Consider the following 19,004-nt stretch of genomic DNA (forward strand, 5'->3'; position numbering starts at 1 on the left):
CCTCACCCGTGAAGGCCGCATTCGGTTTTCTGTGTGCCATTCCATCGTCCTGACCTGCCGTCACTTACATCAATAGCAGGCTGTGTACAAGGCTTGCAGCCTATGCTCGGGTACCCCTGATCGTGAAGCATATTGTAATCCAGATCATTCTTATGGGCGAAACGCCAGACATCCTTCCACGTCCAATGGATGAGAGGACATATTTTTATGTTCTCAAATTTGCCGTCCCTGTTTAAAAACTCTGTATCTTTTCTGGAAGGAGACTGCTCTCTTCTCAAGCCGGAAATCCACGCTTTTTCGGTGCTCATTACTTCTCTTAGCGGGAGCACTTTTCTGATTTTGCAGCATTCATTCGGATTGGTTTTCCAAAGCTCATCTCCATGCTTTGCTGCCTGCTCCGCAACCGTTAACGGAGGTTTTTTCATCGTAATGTTTAAATCAGGATACCTTGCCTTTATCCGGTCAATTAGCTCATACGTTTCTTTGAAATGTACCTCTGTATCCAGGAAAACAATTCTTGCATTCTTTTTGATTCTGGATATTAGTTCAATCAGGACGATTCCTTCGATTCCAAAGCTGCAGGCATACACCAGTTCGTCCGCATAATGGCCGTATGCCCAGCTCAGCACGTGCAGCGCTTCTTTCAAATGATCTTCATTTTCAAAATCCGGATAGCTGCCGGTCCAGTTCTCATAAGTAAGCATGTTTGCACCTCTCTTAATCTAAACACAATGGTTTTATAGCCAACAGCTTCTGCCGCAATGGCCCGGCCGGGTACTCATGTAAGCACCCGGGACAAGCAGGTCTCTTGTAAAAAAATAAAAGCGGGACAGCACCAAAGCACAATAAAACATTTATGCCACAGCGCAGGTCCCGCCTCCAGTTTGTCTGGTCAGCGATCGTGATCCCTATTCTATTTCAATCTCACTTTTTCATTTTTTTCAAGCTGAATGATCTTCCCATCTTGAATGATCAGGGTAATCGATCCATATTTCATAGCTTGAAGCATTTCCTTTAGCTTTCCCATTACTTGATCAAGCTGATCTTGCTCCCCCACGGACAGCACTCCCTTTAACAAAATAGGCTCTGACAGCATTCAAGCTGATTAAACGGCATGTAACCGGACAGCAGCCGGACCGCCTAAAATCAACAGCAAAAAGCCTTCCATTTTAGAAAGACTAGTGAGGTTTTTCCCCTTATCTCTCAAAATGGGTTCCATTTTGCTGGATTTAGCACCTTGCTTTTCAGCAGGTTGCCGGGCTTCACAGGGCCAGGTCCCTCCACCGCTCTGGATAAGTATGATGTGTATTGATTTCAAATTTTAGCACAATTCGAACGATTGTCAACCCGAGTTTTCGGGTAGGTTTTATCAAAACTAAATCAAAGCTTGAATTGACTGGTTTTTTTAAGTTAAAAAAAACTTTACGATACGATAAACTATGGATATGAGGTGATTCGTGTGAAAAAAACCATTGTATCCTGGAGCGGCGGCAAAGACAGTGCCATGATGCTTCAAGTACTCCTTGAAAATCAAGAAATTCAAGTTTGCGGATTATTTACGGCAGTGGACTCTATTACAGGTCAAGTACCTTTTCACGGAGTTACGAAAGGTCTGATTGCAAAGCAGGCAGAGGAGCTGGATTTGCCGCTTCACATCATTGAAATTCCCCCCGCCGCCTCTAATAAGGAATATGATAAAAGCATGGGAGAATTTCTTAAAACTTGCAGAGATCAGAAAATCCTGCATGCAGCCTATGGTGACCTTTTTCTTGCAGATATAAAAAAATACAGAGAAGAATTGACAGCTCGGCATGGGATGAAGGCTATTTTTCCATTATGGGGAGAGCGGCCGGACAGATTATCCAAAAAATTTCAATCGGATGGGTTTTTGGCGGTTATTTCTGGCTTAGATGGAGCCAGGCTCCCTTATGATTTTCTCGGAAGGCACTATGATGAGTCTTTTGTAAACGCTCTTTTCGCATAGATTGTTGCTATTTTGACCACCCTATCGAGAGATGTGATAATATACTCTTTCAGGAGGGGGTTTTTCTATGTTTAACGACATCTATGCCAAATTCTCAGACTTATCTAAAGAAGATCAAATTAAGCTGTTTAAACTTTTAAAAGAAAACTTCATCGATAATGTAGAAGGTGATATGAAAGATGCGTACACAACCATTAGAGAAGCACGTTTTAAAGAAGGGTTAGGTTGTGTTCATTGTGGAAGCGTGAAGGTAAAACGAAATGGCAAATACAGAGGTAGACAAAGGTATCTCTGTCGTGACTGCGGAAAGTCTTTCAATGACCTCTCCAATACACCGATTTCGGGGACACGTTATCTCGGTAAGTGGGCTAAATACTTTCAAATGATGGTCGAAGGATACACTTTACCGAAAATCGCAAAACGGTTAAGAATACACATATCTACCGCCTTTTACTGGCGGCACAAGGTTCTTTTTTCTCTTCGTACAATGGGATTTCAAATGCTAAAAGGGATTGTCGAAAGTGATGAGACCTTCTTCAGAGAGTCACTCAAAGGAAGAAAGACTTTAGATAGGGAGCCAAAGAAACGAGGCGAAAGAGATAAGAAGAGAGGGATTAGTAATCTGAAAATTGCAGTTGTGGTTGCCCAGGACCGAGGCGGTCAAGTCATTGCTCAGAAGGCTGGAACTGGTCGTGTAAAAGCAGAAGAGATAGACGCGGTTATCGGAAGCTATATTGATCCGTCTTCTTTATTGTGCACGGATACAGCCACTAACTACAAGAAATTTGCCCAAATCAAGGCACTTAAACACGAGCCAATAAACCTAAGCAAAGAGGGGTACGTCAAAAAGGGCATCTACCATCTGCAAAACGTCAATAACTATCATAAACGTTTAAAAGGATGGATGGACAGGTTCCAAGGAGTGGCTACAAAGTATTTGGATAACTATCTTTATTGGTTCAGCTTCCTTCAGCAGTGTAAGAAGTTGGCTGAAAAAGAGCAGATAAATCAAATGCTTCTTAGTTCTTGTCAAAACTCAAATAGTATAACAGTGAGATTCTTGCGTGAAGTATAAAAAAGCCATTCCTATACGGAACGGCTGCACTAATATTAAATGGAATAACCAACGAGAAATTATGAGTGTTACTTATATTTGTTCAATATTCCATTCAAACCATTTTCCGTGACCATCAGTAGCACCGATAGTTTGATTGTATTCCACTCCATCAACAATATAATCAAGGTGGAGATTCCTGTCCCAAATATTATTATAGAGATGGAAAACATCTCTCTTCTCACCAATTTTACTTACCTTATCTAAAAGTTCGTGTTTCAAATCTTCTGGTATCTGATTTGCAACGTGAGTATGGAATATACAAATTACTGTGTCTTTAGGAAGTTCTTCCGCAATGTCGGTTAGCAGGGCTATTCCGTCTCCTTCTATGAGCTCTACTGGATTCTCCTTTAAATAACTTGCTGCACCTTCAAATAACTCCAACCTTTCCTCGTGTTCCGTCCAAATAAGGGATTTCAACCAAAGATAATCCTCATCTTCTCTGAGATCACTTATATGTAGATCGATACCAACTTTTGATACAACAGGGGGACTTTCAAGAAGAAATGAAGGAGAATTCAACCCTTTAATTTCAGAAGTTATATGAACGGTGGAATTTTTATTTCCGTAAATTTCATTATCTCCATACGAATAACTATATTTGTCCCATAAAAGCTGAAGACCCGCACTTGTACCAATTTCAATAAGTGATAAAGGTTTTTTCACTTTTTTATATATCATAGAGAACAGTGGATAGAGATATGCACAACGCCTAACCTCATTAGTCTGAACCAATTTACTTTTTAGAAGTGGAATAATTTCTTCTCTATTAACATTACAAAAGTCTTTAAAATACAGGAAAAGCTCGTCATCAATTTTTCTTGGATGTGTAGTCAGGCTTGGATAATACTCTTTTAACGAATGGTCTTTCCCCTTTAATAATAAATAATGAATCGATCCAAACAATAAATTTGGTACTGGTTGTCCAACTTTTGAGTTGGAACATAATTCAAGTATTTCATCATCTTCAGAAATCTTAAAAGATAAATGTTCATACAATTGACTAGAACCTTTACATTCAATATTAGCGAAATTAGTAAATCTCAAAGATAATTGTGATTTATCCATTTCAATCCCCCCTGATCAACGTAATATACCTCAAATAGACTTATTATTGAGTTAACCAGCTCCGTTTTAGCTGAACAAGCCCTTGATAATATAATACCATAAAAAGTAAATTATTCCTTATTTAATTGATAAGCAACAATCTTTACGAAAAGAGCCTTTGTAAAAGATCTGGAAGGACGGGCAGACCCGTGCGGTGAGAATGGGGAATTTCATTCGTTTGTATATGGGGGGCCGCTGTTCAAAACAAACATTCCGTATGTTATCGGCAGAACGGAAAATAGGTTAGGATCTTTTCTGACCATGCTGATTGAAGAAAGGGATTGAAGAAGAATGGCATGGAAAGCGCTCCTCTCTATAATCGGGTATATTTTCTCCGCATTAGGATTCGCCTATGCTTTTTCATCGATGTCGAGCCGGGCAGAGCTGAACGAAATGAAGTTCACATCTGAAGGCGGACTCCGGTTATTCGCTGCCGCGGGTTTATGGTATTGGTCCACCCTCGCAAAAGCAATCCCTGAACACCGCATCCCGGTCTGGTTCCGCCTTAGCTTCACAGCTGCCGGCCTGATCGGCCTGATTTTAACCTTTTCTGTCTGGTTTTTGTAATATTGCAGCGTTCTGGTTTTTCCTTAAATATAGGAAAAAGGGGTTATCTAGTTAGTCCGTATTCCAGGCTCTCTCCCCTATTGCATATGGTTTGTTTTACTTACAAAGAAACCCCCTTGTGATGGGGGTTTTCCGTTCAGCTGGCTCTCAAAAAACAGCAAGACAAATCAATATATTCAGAAACGCGCTCAGGATCTCCAATCAGAAGCAGCCGGATTTTTCCGCCATTTTTCAAGCTTATCCAAATCTTCTTTTTGAATAAGGTTTTCTCTCCCCGCAATTTGAATGAGTGTGGAGTAATCCGTTAACGTTTGATAAGAAATCCCGTCATGACTGAAATGGCTGTCAGCGGTATCAAACCCATAGGTGAAAATGGCTGCCACACCCAATACTTCAGCTCCTGCTTCCCGAAGGGCTTTTACCGCGTGAATGGCGCTTCCTCCTGTAGAGATCAGATCTTCGATAACAACCGCACGGTCATGGCTGCCGGTCCGTCCTTCAATCAGATTCCCCTTCCCGTGCCCCTTGGCACTCCCGCGGACGTAGCACATCGGCAGTCCGAGGAGATCACTCACAAGTGCAGCATGTGGGATGCCGGCTGTCGCAGTGCCGGCAATCAGTGTTGCATCCGGGTAGTGCTCCTGAATCACATTAGCCAGGCCTTCTGCAATGCTTTTCCTTATTTGCGGATAGGATAATGTAAGCCGGTTATCACAATAGATCGGAGATTCAATGCCGCTTGCCCATACGAACGGTTCGTTCGGCTTAAGTGTGACAGCTCCAATGTCCAGAAGAGATTTTGCTATCGTGTGTTTCATTGTACAACACCCTCCCATTCTTTCAGCATCTGATTATAGGCTTGCATCGGTTCACTTTTTGCAGTGATGCTTCTGCCGGCGACCATACTGGTAACGTTCTTCCTGCGAGCAATTTCGGGAGTGGCAATTCTGGTTTGATCTGCAGGAGCCTCACCGGCAAATCGAATACCGGGTGTAACGGTTATAAATTCTTCCCCAAGCGATGCCTTCACCTGCGCAGATTCCCACACACTGCAAACCACCCCGTCCAATCCTGCCTGTTTTACAAGGCCCGCGTAATGAATAACAGTCTCATCCATTTCCCTATGGATGAGAAGCTCATTATTTAATACTCTTTGGGATGTGCTTGTCAGCTGTGTTACACCAATGAGGATCGGCCGCTTTTGGCCGGAAGATGTTCCTGAATCAAGTCCTTCCAGGGCGGCTTCCATCATGTTCACACCGCCGGCAGCATGGACATTCACCATATCAATCTCTAATGAGGCTAAAGCTTTCATTGCTTTTTTTACAGTGTTTGGGATATCGTGAAGCTTTAAATCAAGAAAGACTTGATGTCCTTTTGATTTCAGCCACTCCACTATTGCGGGGCCTTCCTTGTAAAACAGCTCCATTCCAGCTTTTAAATAAAAAGATTGCGGATCCATTCTGCTTAAAAAGCGGTCTGTTTCCAGTTTGTTCTCAAAATCAAGCGCGATGATAACCGGCTGCATAGTCATGGCTCCTTCCAATACATTCTTTAATGTGACTGAATCCGTAACGGGCAAGTACTTCCGGTAATGCATCAATGATTTCCGAACAGATGAATGGATTGACGAAGTTGGCGGTTCCTACTGCAACCGCACTCGCTCCGGCATACAGAAACTCCAGGACATCCTCTGCTGACTGGATCCCCCCCATTCCAATAATCGGGATGGATACAGCCCGGCTGACTTCATGGACCATCCGGATTGCTACAGGCTTAATGGCCGGTCCGGAGAGCCCGCCCGTTTTGTTGGCTAAAACCGGTTTGCCGGTTTTTAAATCGAGCCTCATCCCAAGAAGCGTGTTGATCATCGTCAGCCCGTCTGCACCAGCCTGCTCAGCAGCTGCGGCTATTTCAGAAATATGGGTTACATTAGGGGAAAGCTTGACATATACGGGAACACTGGATACCTTTTTAACAGCTTTCGTTAAATCCGCCGCCATGTTTGGGTCCGTTCCAAAAGCGATTCCTCCTGTCTTCACATTCGGACAGGAAATATTCAGCTCCAGTGCCGCTACATTCGGGCAGGCACTGATTTTCTCCGCTACCGCCACATAATCTTCGACACTTGAACCTGCCACATTGGCAATGATCGGAACATCATAAGCCTCCAGTCTGGGAAGCTCTTCTCCTATCACTCCGTAAAGACCGGGATTTTGAAGGCCGATAGCGTTTAGCATGCCGCCTGGTGTTTCTGCTACCCGAGGTGTCTCATTGCCGAATCTTGCTTCAGGAGTAGCCGCCTTTATCATGATGGCGCCAAGCTTGTTCAGATCATAAAGATTGGCGAATTCTTTGCCGAAACCGAAGCAGCCTGAAGCCGGCATGATTGGGTTTTTAAGCTCCAGCCCCGGTAATTTCACTTCTAACATGACGGCAGCACCACCTCTCCCGCTCTAAAGACCGGACCGTCCGAACAAACTTTCTTATAGCCGTGAGGGGAATCCGGCACATGGCACACACAGGCAAAGCAGGCACCGATTCCGCAGCCCATTCTCTCTTCGAGGGAAAGGTAAACCTCCCTGTCGTGAAAAAGGGTTTCAATCGCCTTCAGCATTGGTGTCGGACCGCAGGCATAGACCCGTTCAAAGCGGAGATCATACAGGCTGATCGCATCCGTCACAAAACCTTTCAAACCCAAGCTGCCGTCCACCGTTGTAATATACGTATCACCAAGTCTCTCAAAGTCCGTTTCATAAAATGCATGATCTTTGCTTTCAAAGCCGAGCACGTGGACAGGTTCTGCACCAAAAGCCTTCAATCGGCGGGACAGTTCGTAAAGAGGCGGGACGCCGATCCCTCCTCCGATCAGCAGCATTCTCTTACCGGAAAGAGAAGAGTCCACCGGAAATCCATTCCCCAGGGGACCGATTACATCAAGCAGGTCTCCAGGGGATCTTTTTGAAAGAAGGACGGTGCCTTCTCCTCCTTTTCTGTATAGGAGCGTTAGCGTTTGTTCTTTTTTCTCAATCTTTGCTATGCTGATCGGTCTTCTCAGGAGCGGAACTACGGTTTCTGATACCTTCACATGGACAAACTGCCCCGGAGTATTCATCTGTTCCGTCATCTTCCCTTTTAAAACAAGCTCAAATACGTCCTTAGCCATTTCACGGTTTGCCAAAACGAGCATGTTCTCCTTTACGATCATGAATGGATTACCTCCCGCTTCGGATTCAGCTGCTGCATCGCTTCAGTGGAAAAGCTCATGGACTCGAGCACCCTGAGAATGGCCTTAGCCGTATCAAGGGAGGTCAGGCAAGGCACTCCATTTTCAACAGATTCCCTGCGGATTTTAAAGCCGTCTCTTTCCGGCTGCTTCCCTCTTGTCAGCGTATTGATCACAAATTGGGCTTCGCCATTTCTGATGACATCCAAAAGATTCGGCTGCTGTTCACTGACTTTATTCACGATTTTAGCTGGAATGCCAGCCTCCCTTAAATAATCAGCCGTTCCGCTCGTTGCAAGAATCTGATAGCCGATCCGGTTAAAGCGTTTCGCGATTTCAAGTCCTTCTGTTTTATCTTTATCGGCGACGGTAAGCAGAACTGATCCATATTTATGGATTTGGATTCCTGAAGCAACCAGGCCCTTGTACAGAGCTTTTTCAAGCGTTGCATCCTTGCCCATCACTTCACCTGTCGACTTCATTTCCGGGCCGAGCGTAATATCGACCATTCTCAGCTTCGCGAAAGAGAAAACAGGTACTTTTACAAATACGCCGGATTTTTCCTCTGCAAGCCCTGTTTCATATCCCATATCCTTGAGCTTTTGTCCAAGCACGACTTTGGCAGCCAGATTGGCCATTGGAATACCGGTAATCTTGCTTAAAAACGGCACAGTACGGCTTGACCTTGGGTTGACTTCCAGCACGAATACATCGTCTTGGTAAATAACGAATTGAATGTTCAGAAGCCCTGAGATGTTCAAGCCCTTTGCCAGCGCGATGGTATGCTCAATGATTTTGGTTTTACAGCTTGCAGTCAATGTTTGAGGAGGATAAACCGCGATTGAATCCCCCGAATGCACGCCAGCCCTCTCGATGTGCTCCATAATGCCGGGGATCACAACCGTCTCACCATCCGCAATGGCATCCACCTCAATTTCTTTTCCGGTTAAGTATTTATCAATCAGGACAGGGTGCGCCGGATTGACCTTAACGGCATTATTCATGTAATGCAGCAGTTCATCCTCCCTGTAGACGATTTCCATCGCCCTGCCCCCGAGCACATAGGAGGGGCGCACAAGAACCGGATAGCCGATTTCGCCGGCGATATGAGCAGCCTCTTTAGAAGATACAGCAGTCTTTCCTTGCGGCTGCGGGATGTCCAGGTCTTGCAGCGTTTGTTCAAACTTATCCCGGTTTTCAGCCCGGTCCAAATCCTCCAGTGACGTTCCAAGAATTTTCACTCCTCTTGCAGAAAGCTCATCTGCCAGATTGATCGCCGTCTGCCCGCCAAATTGAACCACTACCCCAATCGGCTTTTCCAGTTCGATTACATGCATTACATCTTCAGCGGTTAGTGGTTCAAAATAAAGCTTATCGGAGATGCTGAAATCAGTTGAAACGGTCTCAGGATTGTTATTGATAATAATGGCTTCATAACCGGCTTCCTTGATTGCCCATACTGAATGAACAGTGGCATAATCAAATTCCACTCCCTGTCCGATTCTGATCGGACCGGAGCCTAGCACCAAAACGCTACCGCGTGAGGTGACGGCCGATTCGTTTTCATCCTCATACGTTCCGTAAAAGTAGGGTGTTGAAGACTCGAATTCCGCAGCGCACGTGTCAACCATTTTGTAGACGGGCATTAGGCCTGTCTGTTTTCTGAGCTCGTAAATTTCCCTCTCATTTGAAGACCAGAGCTTCGCAACTGCCTCATCCGAAAAGCCATTGCTCTTAGCCTGCTTTAAAACTTCTAAGTCAAAGGGGGAGTGTCCAATTTGCTTTTCAAGCTCAATGATTCCGTTAAGCTTTGAAAGAAAGAATAAATCGATTTTGCTCCATTCATGAAGCGTCACCGGTGTGATTCCTCTTCTTAATGCTTCAGCAAGGTAAAAAAGCCGCTCATCCCCGGCTTTTCGTATCCGTTTTTCAATGTGGGGATCGTCCAGTTCTGCCGCAGCCTTGAGCTCTATATGATTCACATCGGCTTCAAGGGAACGGATGGCCTTAAGCAAAGACTCCTCGAACGTCCGCCCGATCGCCATCACTTCCCCTGTCGCCTTCATTTGCGTACCGAGCCATCTGTTGGCGGATTCAAACTTATCAAATGGCCAGCGCGGAATTTTCGTCACGATATAATCCAGCGCCGGTTCAAAGCATGCATACGTTTTTCCAGTGACAGGGTTCATCATTTCATCCAGTGTGAGGCCGACGGCAATTTTGGCAGCAAGCTTAGCGATCGGATAGCCGGTAGCTTTTGATGCCAGTGCAGATGAACGGCTGACCCTCGGGTTTACCTCGATGATGTAATACTGAAAGCTGTCCGGGTCAAGCGCAAGCTGGACGTTGCAGCCTCCCTCTATGCCGAGCGCTCTTATGATTTTAAGGGATACATTGCGGAGCATCTGATATTCCCTATCGCTTAAGGTCTGGGACGGGGCAACGACAATGCTGTCACCGGTATGGATGCCAACCGGATCAAAGTTTTCCATGTTGCATACGACAATCGCATGATCGCCACTGTCTCTCATCACTTCGTACTCAATTTCTTTAAATCCAGCTATGCTTTTTTCCAGAAGGCATTGGGTAGCCGGACTCACTTTAAGACCGTAGGCCACGATTTCCGCAAGCTCCTCCTCATTGCTGCAGATCCCTCCCCCTGTTCCTCCGAGCGTAAAGGCGGGCCTTACAATGATGGGGTAGCCAATCTGGCCGGCAAAAACAAAGGCTTCTTCCACTGTATGAACGATTTCGCTGTCCGGTACAGGTTCACCGAGCTCATTCATGAGTCTGCGGAACAGGTCCCGGTCCTCCGCTTTTTGGATGGCTTCAAGGCTGGTTCCAAGAATCTCAACCCCGCACTCTTCCAGAACACCAGATTCCGCAAGCTCGACAGCCAGATTAAGACCGGTCTGTCCTCCTAATGTGGGAACAAGGGCATCCGGCTGCTCCTTCCTGATGATATTGCTGACAAATTCTGCAGTAAGCGGTTCAATGTACACATGATCTGCAATTTCCGTGTCTGTCATTATGGTAGCCGGATTGGAATTGACAAGAACGACCTCATATCCTTCTTCTTTAAGAGCAATACAAGCCTGTGTGCCTGCATAATCAAATTCAGCTGCCTGGCCTATAACGATGGGGCCAGAACCAATTACAAGGATCTTTTGAATGTCTGTGCGCTTCGGCATTATCGATTCCCTACCTTCCGTTTCGTTTCAATCAGTTCCATGAATTCATCAAACAGCCCGTTGGCATCCTCCGGACCAGGTGAGGCCTCCGGATGATACTGCACAGTGAAAGCTGCCAGGCTGTTATGTTTTAGCCCTTCAATTGTCCGGTCATTGAGAGCAAGATGTGTAACTTCAAGATCTGTATGAAGCAAGGACGCTTCCCTGACTGTGTACCCGTGATTTTGCGAGGTGATGGCGACTTTTCCCGACTGCAGATCCTTTACAGGGTGGTTGGAGCCGCGGTGTCCAAACTTCATTTTCTCTGTGTCTGCCCCGCAGGCGAGAGCAAAGAGCTGATGCCCAAGACAGATACCAAAGAGCGGGACCTTCCCCAAGACGCCTTTTATCATCTCAATTCCTTCCGGGACATCCTTTGGATCCCCGGGGCCATTCGATAGCATAATGCCATCCGGATTCAGCTGAAGAACCGCTTCTGCTGAAGTATTGTGCGGCACAACCACAACATCACAATGTCTCTTGTTCAGCTCTCTCAAAATCCCGTGCTTCATTCCAAAGTCCACGAGCACAACCCGCCGCCCCCGACCTGGACTTGCGTAGGGAGTTTTCGCTGATACTCTCTCCACTTGATTGACCGGGAGACGGACGGCTTTCAGCTTTTCCAGTACTTCTGCCGGGTCCGCATTTCCAGAGATGAGGGCACCCTTGAGCGTTCCGTGGCTGCGGATGATTCTCGTAAGCTTCCTTGTATCAATTCCGGATAAGCCCGGGATGTCTTTCATTTTCAAGTATTCATCAAGCGAATAACCGCTCCTCCAATTAGAGGGAAAAAGGGAATGCTCTTTTACAATCAGACCGCCTGTAAAGGGGGTTATGGATTCAAAATCATCCCGGTTGATGCCGTAATTTCCAATCAGCGGATACGTTAAGGTCACAATCTGTCCGCAGTAGGAAGGATCTGAAAGGATCTCCTGATATCCGGTCATTCCTGTATTAAAAACAATTTCTCCAATCGAGTCTCTTTCACTTCCAAATCCGTTTCCTTCAAAAACGGTCCCATCTTCCAGTACAAGCAAACGCTTCATGTCCGGACTCCCCTTTCATCAAAAACAATGTTTCCTTCTGCTATCGTTACTACAGGCCATCCGCTGCAGCTCCAGCCTGCAAATGGAGTATTTTTTCCTTTTGAAAGAAATCCGGCGGGATCAATTGTTCTTTCTTCTGCCAGATCAATCATCACAAGGTCTGCTGGCGCCCCTTCTGAAAGGGTTCCATACGGCAGTCCAAATGTTTCGGCAGGACGGATCGTCATCCATTTCAACAGCTGGCCTAACGTCGCTTTCCCTGGTAAAACAAGATGGGTATATAAGAGCGGGAAGGCCGTTTCAAGTCCTGTGATTCCGAAAGGAGCGAGTTTTATTCCTTCCGATTTTTCTTCAGCAGTGTGAGGCGCATGATCTGTTGCGATCAGATCGATTGTTCCATCGAGCAAGCCTTCAAGCAGGGCGTCACGGTCCTCTTTTCCTCTAAGCGGGGGATTCATTTTAAAATTCGGGTCAAGCCCGGGGATATCCTCGTCACACAGCAGCAGGTGGTGGGGCGTTACTTCCGCTGTGACATTGATTCCCGCCCTTTTTGCATCTCTCACCGTTCTGACGGATTCTTTCGTACTGATGTGGCAAACGTGATAATGACACCCCGCTGCTTCAGCAAGCAGGATATCCCTGGCAATATGTACAGACTCACAAACAGAGGGAATTCCATTCAGCTGATGTTTTTCAGCAAATTCCCCTGCATGCACGGCTCCTCTGTTGATTAAGGAGTTGTCCTCACAATGTGCTGCGATGCTCAGATTTGCTGCTGCCGCTCTTTTCATCGCCTCAAACATCATTCCCGCTTCCTGAACCCCCACCCCATCATCTGTAAGGGCAAAGGCTCCTGCTGTTTTTAAAGCGGTAAAGTCTGTGAGCTCCTTTCCAGCCTGTCTGACAGTGATGGATGCGTATGGCAGAACTCTTACTGATGCCTTCTGACTGATCCTCCTGATCAGCTTTTCCATTTGCTCTTGATGATCCGGGACAGGGCGGGTGTTCGGCATGGCTGCAATGGTTGTGAATCCGCCCCTGGCTGCTGCCTTCGTTCCGGTTTCAATGGTTTCTTTGTGCTCGCCTCCCGGTTCCCTTAAATGGACATGTACATCCACAAAGCCTGCGGAAACGAGATGACCGGATGCATCGATGACTTGATGGTCCCCTGCCTCAAGCTGTGGCGCGGCTTTAGCTATTTTTCCGTCTTCGATCAGAAAATCCTGCTTTAGAAAATTCCCTCCGTCGTCTAAAACTTTTGCGTTTTTAAGAATATAAGACATGGTGATTCTCTCCTTTATTCAGCATTTTAGAAGCAAGTGAGCGTGCTAAGCAGGCCATTCGGACATACACTCCGTTTTCCATTTGCCTGAAAATTCTGGAACGGCTGCACTCAACAAGGAAGTCATCGATTTCCACCCCTCTATTGACCGGGGCGGGATGCATGATTATTGCCCCCGACTTCATTCTTCTTTCCCGCTCTTTCGTTAAGCCATATGAAGCAAGATAAGCATCCGGGCTCTTTATCGCAGCTGTATGCCTTTCATGCTGAATGCGGAGCAGCATGACAGCATCCGACTGCTCGATCGCTTCATCCGTGCTTGTGATCCTTCCAAAAGGATTGGCCGGGTCCTGCCACTCAGGCGGTCCCGCAAACAACACCTCAGCCCCGAGTCTTGCCAGGGTTTCTGCGTTGGATTTTGCTACGCGGCTGTGTCTGATATCCCCGTGGATGCTTACAGTCAGGCCTTTAAAGCATTTAAATTCCTCATGAATGGTCATTAGGTCCAGCAGAGATTGAGTGGGGTGATTTCCGCAGCCGTCACCAGCATTTAGGATAGGAATGCTGACCCGTTCCCTTAAAGAATCAAAATACCGGTCAAGAGGATGGCGAATAATAACGGCGTGGGCCCCAATCGCCTCCATCGTCCGGACTGTATCATAAAGGGTTTCCCCTTTTTGGACGCTCGAGCTCTCCGCCTGAAAATTCAAAACATGGAGACCCAGTTTTTTTTCAGCCACTTCAAAGCTGAAGCGTGTTCTCGTACTCGGCTCAAAAAACAGATTGGCAGCAAAAACCGGTTCAGCCCTGAGAGAAGGAAGGTTCCCTGCTTTCATCCTACAGGCCAGTTCAACAATCCAGTTGATCTCTTCCAGGGAAAGTTCCGACATGGTTAACAAATGCTTCATCTTCTTCCTCCTTCAGTTTTTATAAAAAAACACCCTGAACATACCGGTTCAGGGTGCACGAAAGCAGAAGGGCCAGCCGGCCATTCTTTACACCCTTGCAAGCCTCTCCGGACTTTTTTAAAAGGTATGAGTATTTAGGAAACAGCAGATTTTTTATGATCTGTTTCCTTTTCAAGATGAAGCGTATCCGCTCCCGCCTTGCCGGGGAGCACAGCATTCAGGATAATGCCGATGATTGCCGCGAGCGCCATGCCATGCAGTTCGAAGCTTTCGCCGACTTTGATGACCGCTCCTCCGATTCCGATCACCAGAATGACCGAGGAGATGATCAGGTTCCTTTTATCGCCCAAATCCATTTTGCTGTCAATCATCATTCTGAGACCGGAGGATGCGATGATTCCGAAAAGAAGGATGGAGACCCCTCCCATCACTGGAGTGGGAATGGAACTGATTAAAGCCGAGATCTTCCCGATAAAACCGAACGTAATGGCAAGGACGGCAGCACCGCCAAGAACATATACACTGTAAACCCGGGTAATCGCGAGTACTCCAATGTTTTCACCATAGGTTGTATTCGGAGGCCCCCCCAGCAGGGCCGCAGCCATCGTCGCAAGTCCGTCTCCTAAAATCGAGCGGTGCAGGCCAGGTTTTTCTACTAAATCTTTGCCAATGACATTGCTTAAAACCATTTGGTGTCCAATATGCTCTGAGAGCGTTACAAGGGCTACCGGAGCCATCAGCAGGAGGATCTGCCAGGTAAATTGCGGCTGATAATCCACAAACGGGATGGTGAAATCGGGCACCTGAATAAATCCTGCTTTGATGACTTTGCTGAAATCCACGATTCCGATTGCAAGGGAGTAAAGATAACCGGTGAAAATACCAATCAGAACCGGAATCAGGCTGAAAAATCCTTTAAAGAAGATAGAACAGATAACGGTTACGGCAAGTGTCACCAGTGCTGCAGAAAAGTAAAGCAGACTGTAATCACCCGCAGGGTTGTTGGTTGCCATATCGACTGCGGTTCCGGCCAGTCCAAGCCCGATGACGATGATGACAGGTCCAACTACAACCGGCGGAAGCATTCTGAGAATCCAATTGTGGCCAGTCGCCTTAATTATGAGCGCTACCGCAGCATATACAGCACCTGCAAGCATGCTTCCGACCATAGCCGCACCCGGGCCTCCTCCGGTCTGAGCCGCCACGAGCGGGGCAATAAATGCAAAGGACGAGCCGAGATAAGCCGGCACCTGGAACTTGGTGATCAGCAGAAATATGAGAGTCCCGACACCGCTTGAGATAAGTGCAACAGCGGGATCCATCTTCACGAGAAACGGAACCAGAATTGTGGCGCCAAACATAGCGAAAAGGTGCTGGAAGCTTAAAGTGAGCCAAACGGGAGCTTTTGGTTTTTCATGAATGTCTAAAACGATTTTTTCATTTTTCATCTATCTCTCTCCTCCTAAAAAAACCTCTTTGCCGGATTCAGCAAAGAGGTACACAGAAATACACGCATCTTAAAAACAGATGCTGATTCCGGTTCTCTTTGCCGTCTCACGGGACTGCTTTAAAAAGAACTAGCTATTTTTTTCATAGATGGATACAGAGTCGCTTTCATCGACTTCTTCCATTTCAACCACTATCTTTTCAGAGCTTGAGGTCGGGATGTTTTTCCCTACAAAATCTGCCCTGATCGGCAGCTCCCTGTGCCCCCTGTCAACCAGGACGGCGAGCTGGATGGCAGCCGGCCTGCCCATGTCTACAAGAGCATCCATTGCTGCCCTGACCGTTCTTCCTGTGTAGAGCACATCATCAACGAGAATCACTTTTTTATCCAGGATCGGCTCCGGGACATCCGAACCTTTTACGAGCGGTTCCTGATTGCCCGTCTTCTTAGTCAAGTCATCGCGGTACAGGGTAATATCAAGCTCCCCGATTGGAATGTCTTTTCCCTCAATCTGGCGGATTTTCTCCTGCAGCCTGTTTGCGAGATAAATCCCCCGTGTTTTAATTCCGATCAGGAGACAATCATCTATGCCTTTGTTTCGTTCAATGATTTCATGTGCAATTCGGGTTAGAGCTCTGCGAATCGCCTGTTCGTCCAGCACAACCGCTTTTTTGGACATAACGTCTGCCTCCCTTCAAATAAAAAATGCCCTCTCATCCTGTTGGGAAAAGAGGGCATGGGAGTACCATTGTTTAATCATTAACCGTACCCTTCCCAGCCTCACAGGACTGAAATTAAAGGTTCTATTCAACTAAAGTTATTATGTCAAAATCATTCCTGCCTGTCAACGGTTATTTCTCAAGCTGTGTTAAAAGCTTGCTGAAATACTCAGGCAGCGGTGCTTCGAACTCCATGTACTCGCCGGTCCGGGGGTGATTGAATCCCAGGACGCCTGCGTGCAGCGCCTGTCCTTCAAGCGAAAGCGTTTTTCGCGGTCCGTATTTCGGATCTCCCGCGAGCGGATAGCCAATGTATTTCATGTGTACACGAATCTGGTGGGTTCTTCCCGTCTCCAGCTGGCATTCAATATAAGTAAAATCTTTATAACGGTCCAGCACTTTAAAGTGAGTGACAGCATCCCGGCTGTTTTCTCTCGTAACCGTCATGCTTTGGCGGTCTTGCTTATCCCGGCCGATCGGTGCGTTGACCGTACCTTGATCATGCGATATATTTCCATGCACGAGCGCTTTATAGCGCCGGGTAACACTTTTTTCAACGAGCTGGTCTACCAGCGATTCATGAGCAAGATCATTCTTTGCCACCATCAGCAGCCCGGATGTATCTTTATCAATGCGGTGGACAATCCCGGGACGCATCACCCCGTTTATACCTGAAAGGTCATTGCAGTGCGCCATCAGGCCATTTACAAGAGTGCCTGTCACGTGTCCGGGTGCAGGATGAACCACCATACCCTTCGGCTTATTCACCACCAGAACGTCACTGTCCTCATAGTAAACGTCCAAATTCATTTCCTCTGCTTCAACATTCAATTCTTCGGGCTCCGGGATCTCGACTGAGACCTGATCTCCTTCTGCCCCTTTATAATTGTTCTTTACTGCCTGGCCATTAACCAGCACCAGCCCGCTTTTCATAAGAGACTGAATTTGTGTTCTTGACCAGTTTTCATTTATGGCAGAAAGGATTTTATCGAGCCTGTCTCCAGCCTGCTCTTTATCAATTGTATACTCATGGATGTCCATTACTGTGCTTGCCCCTCTTTTTTCTCATTTTTACTGTCGATTAGCATTTGAATAAATAAAAGTGCCACCCCAATGCATAAGGCAGAGTCTGCTATGTTAAATATTGGAAAATTATAGGAGAAAATAAAGGTTTGTATAAAATCGACGACCTCCTGGTAACGGACCCGGTCGATAAAATTTCCGATGGCTCCCCCAAGCATCAAACCTAATGAAGCTCCTAAAAGTCCCGCTTTCAGAACAAACTTTTGAATATAGTACACGATTGCTGCGGTCACCACAATCGTAACAATGTAGAAAAACCACATTTGCCCCTGAAGAATTCCCCATGCGGCACCTTGATTGCGATGGGAAGTAATATAGAAAAAATCTTCAATAACAGGAATGCTTTCCCCGATTTCCAGGTTTTGGACAATCAGCCACTTTGTGAGCTGATCAAGAATGATTACCGCAACTGCTATTATGTAGCTTACTAAACGCACGTACGTTCCCCCAGGCATTCAAATTAGATACAATGAATTTTATCATAAAAATTTGAAAAGAGTAAGGAATAGAGAAAAAAACCGTTCAACTGTGTGAACGGCTATAGTAAACCATTTCTCCCGCATAATCTGAATTGCCGTTTGGTGAATAGGGAAGTGACTTTTTCTCATACTGATCCAGGTAGGAAAAATCATGAACGTTTCTTGCCGTCGGCAAATATTTCAGACTGGAAATTGGCAGGGACAGGCCAGTTTTTTCACAGAACCCGTAAGAGCCGGTATCCATTTTGCTTAGCGCGTGTTCGACATCCCTCAGCTCTTCTTTAACATGATGCAAAATCGTTCCATTGTGCGCTCCATCATGGTCTGATTCAAACATAGAGTGGTGGAACAACCGCTCCTGAAGCTCCTTCCGCATTAATTCAAGCTCCTTTCGGATCGAAAAAAAATCATTGCTCAATGCGGCTCAACTCCTGCTGTAAGGTTTGTAAAAATAGTTTATCCGTTCAGCGGAGTCTAACCCTGTTCATTTTTTTCCACAGATGACTATTGCCGGGAAACGAGGAGCTGTTTCAATCAAATAAGGGAGTTAACTGTGTTTAAAAAGGGGCTGCCGAGTAATTCCTTTTGAATTTTAATGAAAAGCTCTGTTAAACTTGGCTGTTGATTGCAGCTAGCAGGCGCTCGCTTATCCAAGGACTGGGCGGTGAGCCTCCTCCTCGCTTAGCTTTTAGCTCGGAGTCTCACGCCTTCCGCTCCAATCAACAGGTGTGAAAAATCAACACGATGCTTTAACAAAGCCTAATGAAAAGAGCTGTTGACCTGACTGATTTTCACTTCAGGCCGCTCAGCAG

General features: G+C 46.3%; 19 protein-coding genes and 1 riboswitch. Of the genes, 3 read left to right on the forward strand and 16 right to left on the reverse strand.

Annotated elements, in window-relative coordinates; translation table 11 throughout:
* Positions 1-2: 2 nt before the first annotated feature.
* Together ACQCV8_RS10205 and ACQCV8_RS10210 are read right to left on the reverse strand one after the other, a co-directional pair.
* Positions 3-704 (reverse strand): phosphoadenylyl-sulfate reductase, encoded by a 702-nt coding sequence (locus tag ACQCV8_RS10205; protein WP_426844514.1) that lies wholly within the window; start codon positions 702-704, stop codon positions 3-5.
* 209 nt (positions 705-913) lie between these two features.
* Positions 914-1,027 carry a YezD family protein gene (locus ACQCV8_RS10210; protein ID WP_426844596.1) on the reverse strand — a complete coding sequence of 38 codons (114 nt, stop codon included), beginning with the start codon at positions 1,025-1,027 and terminating at the stop codon, positions 914-916.
* Between the two features lie 166 nt (positions 1,028-1,193).
* Positions 1,194-1,299: riboswitch (SAM riboswitch) on the reverse strand.
* A 160-nt stretch (positions 1,300-1,459) separates the two neighbouring features.
* Between ACQCV8_RS10210 and ACQCV8_RS10215 the strand changes: the two genes are divergently transcribed.
* Positions 1,460-1,984 carry a hypothetical protein gene (locus tag ACQCV8_RS10215; protein WP_426844515.1) on the forward strand — a complete coding sequence of 175 codons (525 nt, stop codon included), beginning with the start codon at positions 1,460-1,462 and terminating at the stop codon, positions 1,982-1,984.
* A gap of 67 nt (positions 1,985-2,051) precedes the next feature.
* Positions 2,052-3,059, forward strand: coding sequence for an IS1595 family transposase (locus ACQCV8_RS10220; protein ID WP_426844516.1), 1,008 nt, complete (start codon positions 2,052-2,054; stop codon positions 3,057-3,059).
* A gap of 72 nt (positions 3,060-3,131) precedes the next feature.
* Here ACQCV8_RS10220 and ACQCV8_RS10225 read toward each other — a convergent pair whose 3' ends face one another.
* Positions 3,132-4,166: a DUF2332 domain-containing protein gene (locus ACQCV8_RS10225; protein WP_426844517.1), complete on the reverse strand. Its 1,035-nt coding sequence runs from the start codon at positions 4,164-4,166 to the stop codon at positions 3,132-3,134.
* A gap of 330 nt (positions 4,167-4,496) precedes the next feature.
* Here ACQCV8_RS10225 and ACQCV8_RS10230 point away from each other — a divergent pair, with 330 nt between their 5' ends.
* On the forward strand, positions 4,497-4,772 hold the full coding sequence (locus ACQCV8_RS10230) for a hypothetical protein (RefSeq protein ID WP_426844518.1): 276 nt from the start codon (positions 4,497-4,499) through the stop codon (positions 4,770-4,772).
* Between the two features lie 188 nt (positions 4,773-4,960).
* Here ACQCV8_RS10230 and pyrE read toward each other — a convergent pair whose 3' ends face one another.
* From pyrE to ACQCV8_RS10295, 13 genes are all read right to left on the reverse strand, one after another.
* Positions 4,961-5,590 (reverse strand): orotate phosphoribosyltransferase, encoded by a 630-nt coding sequence (gene pyrE / locus ACQCV8_RS10235; protein WP_426844519.1) that lies wholly within the window; start codon positions 5,588-5,590, stop codon positions 4,961-4,963.
* Positions 5,587-6,300 (reverse strand): orotidine-5'-phosphate decarboxylase, encoded by a 714-nt coding sequence (gene pyrF, locus ACQCV8_RS10240; RefSeq protein WP_426844520.1) that lies wholly within the window; start codon positions 6,298-6,300, stop codon positions 5,587-5,589. The genes pyrE and pyrF overlap by 4 nt, the downstream gene beginning before the upstream one ends.
* Entirely contained in the window at positions 6,275-7,204 is a 930-nt protein-coding gene (locus ACQCV8_RS10245) for a dihydroorotate dehydrogenase (protein WP_426844521.1), read from the reverse strand. Before ACQCV8_RS10245 ends, pyrF begins: the two co-directional genes overlap by 26 nt.
* Positions 7,198-7,980: a dihydroorotate dehydrogenase electron transfer subunit gene (locus ACQCV8_RS10250; RefSeq protein WP_426844522.1), complete on the reverse strand. Its 783-nt coding sequence runs from the start codon at positions 7,978-7,980 to the stop codon at positions 7,198-7,200. The genes ACQCV8_RS10245 and ACQCV8_RS10250 overlap by 7 nt, the downstream gene beginning before the upstream one ends.
* A complete protein-coding gene (gene carB, locus ACQCV8_RS10255; protein ID WP_426844523.1) occupies positions 7,977-11,189 on the reverse strand; it encodes a carbamoyl-phosphate synthase large subunit in 3,213 nt (1,070 codons plus the stop codon). Before carB ends, ACQCV8_RS10250 begins: the two co-directional genes overlap by 4 nt.
* Positions 11,189-12,274, reverse strand: a complete 1,086-nt coding sequence (locus ACQCV8_RS10260) for a carbamoyl phosphate synthase small subunit (RefSeq protein WP_426844524.1) — start codon at positions 12,272-12,274, stop codon at positions 11,189-11,191. Before ACQCV8_RS10260 ends, carB begins: the two co-directional genes overlap by 1 nt.
* Entirely contained in the window at positions 12,271-13,557 is a 1,287-nt protein-coding gene (locus tag ACQCV8_RS10265) for a dihydroorotase (protein WP_426844525.1), read from the reverse strand. The genes ACQCV8_RS10260 and ACQCV8_RS10265 overlap by 4 nt, the downstream gene beginning before the upstream one ends.
* Entirely contained in the window at positions 13,541-14,464 is a 924-nt protein-coding gene (locus tag ACQCV8_RS10270) for an aspartate carbamoyltransferase catalytic subunit (protein WP_426844526.1), read from the reverse strand. Before ACQCV8_RS10270 ends, ACQCV8_RS10265 begins: the two co-directional genes overlap by 17 nt.
* 134 nt (positions 14,465-14,598) lie before the next feature.
* Positions 14,599-15,912, reverse strand: a complete 1,314-nt coding sequence (locus ACQCV8_RS10275) for a solute carrier family 23 protein (protein WP_426844527.1) — start codon at positions 15,910-15,912, stop codon at positions 14,599-14,601.
* Between the two features lie 129 nt (positions 15,913-16,041).
* Complete coding sequence (gene pyrR, locus ACQCV8_RS10280) at positions 16,042-16,590, reverse strand: bifunctional pyr operon transcriptional regulator/uracil phosphoribosyltransferase PyrR (protein WP_426844528.1); 549 nt, start codon at positions 16,588-16,590, stop codon at positions 16,042-16,044.
* Between the two features lie 172 nt (positions 16,591-16,762).
* Positions 16,763-17,671 carry an RluA family pseudouridine synthase gene (locus ACQCV8_RS10285; protein ID WP_426844529.1) on the reverse strand — a complete coding sequence of 303 codons (909 nt, stop codon included), beginning with the start codon at positions 17,669-17,671 and terminating at the stop codon, positions 16,763-16,765.
* Positions 17,671-18,150, reverse strand: coding sequence for a signal peptidase II (lspA, locus tag ACQCV8_RS10290; RefSeq protein ID WP_426844530.1), 480 nt, complete (start codon positions 18,148-18,150; stop codon positions 17,671-17,673). The genes ACQCV8_RS10285 and lspA overlap by 1 nt, the downstream gene beginning before the upstream one ends.
* 85 nt (positions 18,151-18,235) lie before the next feature.
* The gene (locus ACQCV8_RS10295) at positions 18,236-18,610 is read right to left on the reverse strand and encodes a TraR/DksA family transcriptional regulator (protein ID WP_426844531.1); all 375 of its coding nucleotides are present in this window, start codon (positions 18,608-18,610) and stop codon (positions 18,236-18,238) included.
* Positions 18,611-19,004 lie beyond the last annotated feature (394 nt).

Source organism: Metabacillus sp. 84, from assembly GCF_050107715.1.
Classification (GTDB): Bacteria; Bacillota; Bacilli; order Bacillales; family Bacillaceae; genus Metabacillus_B.

Coding starts and splice junctions, on each gene's coding strand:
- ACQCV8_RS10205 (WP_426844514.1), bottom strand. CDS start 704: ATGCTTACTTATGAGAACTGGACCGGCAGCTATCCGGATTTTGAAAAT.
- ACQCV8_RS10210 (WP_426844596.1), bottom strand. CDS start 1,027: ATGGGAAAGCTAAAGGAAATGCTTCAAGCTATGAAATATGGATCGATT.
- ACQCV8_RS10220 (WP_426844516.1), top strand. CDS start 2,052: ATGTTTAACGACATCTATGCCAAATTCTCAGACTTATCTAAAGAAGAT.
- ACQCV8_RS10225 (WP_426844517.1), bottom strand. CDS start 4,166: ATGGATAAATCACAATTATCTTTGAGATTTACTAATTTCGCTAATATT.
- ACQCV8_RS10230 (WP_426844518.1), top strand. CDS start 4,497: ATGGCATGGAAAGCGCTCCTCTCTATAATCGGGTATATTTTCTCCGCA.
- pyrE (WP_426844519.1), bottom strand. CDS start 5,590: ATGAAACACACGATAGCAAAATCTCTTCTGGACATTGGAGCTGTCACA.
- pyrF (WP_426844520.1), bottom strand. CDS start 6,300: ATGCAGCCGGTTATCATCGCGCTTGATTTTGAGAACAAACTGGAAACA.
- ACQCV8_RS10245 (WP_426844521.1), bottom strand. CDS start 7,204: ATGTTAGAAGTGAAATTACCGGGGCTGGAGCTTAAAAACCCAATCATG.
- ACQCV8_RS10250 (WP_426844522.1), bottom strand. CDS start 7,980: ATGATCGTAAAGGAGAACATGCTCGTTTTGGCAAACCGTGAAATGGCT.
- carB (WP_426844523.1), bottom strand. CDS start 11,189: ATGCCGAAGCGCACAGACATTCAAAAGATCCTTGTAATTGGTTCTGGC.
- ACQCV8_RS10260 (WP_426844524.1), bottom strand. CDS start 12,274: ATGAAGCGTTTGCTTGTACTGGAAGATGGGACCGTTTTTGAAGGAAAC.
- ACQCV8_RS10265 (WP_426844525.1), bottom strand. CDS start 13,557: ATGTCTTATATTCTTAAAAACGCAAAAGTTTTAGACGACGGAGGGAAT.
- ACQCV8_RS10270 (WP_426844526.1), bottom strand. CDS start 14,464: ATGAAGCATTTGTTAACCATGTCGGAACTTTCCCTGGAAGAGATCAAC.
- ACQCV8_RS10275 (WP_426844527.1), bottom strand. CDS start 15,912: ATGAAAAATGAAAAAATCGTTTTAGACATTCATGAAAAACCAAAAGCT.
- pyrR (WP_426844528.1), bottom strand. CDS start 16,590: ATGTCCAAAAAAGCGGTTGTGCTGGACGAACAGGCGATTCGCAGAGCT.
- ACQCV8_RS10285 (WP_426844529.1), bottom strand. CDS start 17,671: ATGGACATCCATGAGTATACAATTGATAAAGAGCAGGCTGGAGACAGG.